The 1040-nt window shown below is 67.0% G+C and carries 1 protein-coding gene; it reads right to left on the bottom strand.

The genetic code is table 11. The features are described from left to right. Positions 1 to 182 precede the first annotated feature (182 nt). A partial coding sequence (locus tag EOA29_RS37610; protein ID WP_145970093.1) for an efflux RND transporter permease subunit occupies positions 183 to 1040 on the bottom strand: 858 nt, incomplete at its 5' end.

Raw genomic sequence — 1040 nt, 5'->3', positions numbered from 1 at the left:
CCGTCACACCCCCCTCTGCCCTGCCGGGCATCTCCCCCGCAAGGGGGGAGATTGAGCGCACAGTCGATTTCGCCAATCGCCAACGCTGCAGGATAGATCAGGGCGCCAGAACTGCTGATCTCCCCCCTTGCGGGGGAGATGCCCGGCAGGGCAGAGGGGGGTGTGACGGAACTCGACTTACCTCACGTCTCCGCAACAGCAGCGCTGTCTACCACAGCGCCATCCCGCACGTGCCTCGGGGGCTCCTTGACCCTGAACCATGTCACATAAAGCGCCGGCAGGAACAGCAGCGTTATCGCCGTGCCGGCGATGATGCCGCCCATCATGGCGTAGGCCATCGGCCCCCAGAACACCTCGCGCGCGATCGGGATCAGCGCCAGGCTTGCGGCCGCCGCCGTCAGCGCGATCGGCCGCATGCGGTGCTCGGTCGCTTCGATCACCGCCGCCCAGCGGTCCTTGCCTTCGGCGACGAGGTCCTCGATCTGCACGATCAGGATGACCGAGTTACGGATCAGGATGCCGATCAGCGCCAGCACGCCGAGGATGGCGACGAAGCCGAGCGGCGCACCGCTTGGAACCAGCGCCGCCACCACGCCGATCAGGCCGAGCGGCGCCACCGCCACCACCAGGAAGAGGCGCTGGAAGCTCTGCAACTGCACCATCAGGATGGTCGCCATGATGAACAGCATCAGCGGCACGACGGCGGCGATCGGTCCCTGGCTGTTGGCGCTTTCCTCGACGGAGCCCGCGGTCTGCACCGAATAGCCGGGCGGCAGCTTGGCGATGAAGGCGTCGACCGAGGGCTTCAGCTCGTTGACGACAGTCGCCGGCAGCACGTCGCCGACCATGCCGGCGCGCACGGTGATCGTCGGCGTGCGGTTGCGCCGCCATACCGTCGGCTGCTCGAGATCGTAGCGGAAGTTGGCGATGGCCGCCAAAGGGATCGACTCGCCCGTGCCGGTCGGCAATTGCATGTTCTGCAGCGTCGAGATCGAGCTGCGGTCGGCCTCGCGCGAGCGCGCCACGACATTGATCAGATA

The organism is Mesorhizobium sp. M1E.F.Ca.ET.063.01.1.1 (assembly GCF_003998155.1).
In the GTDB taxonomy this organism is placed as follows: Bacteria; Pseudomonadota; Alphaproteobacteria; order Rhizobiales; family Rhizobiaceae; genus Mesorhizobium.
This window is presented reverse-complemented; position numbering and strand designations above follow the sequence as displayed.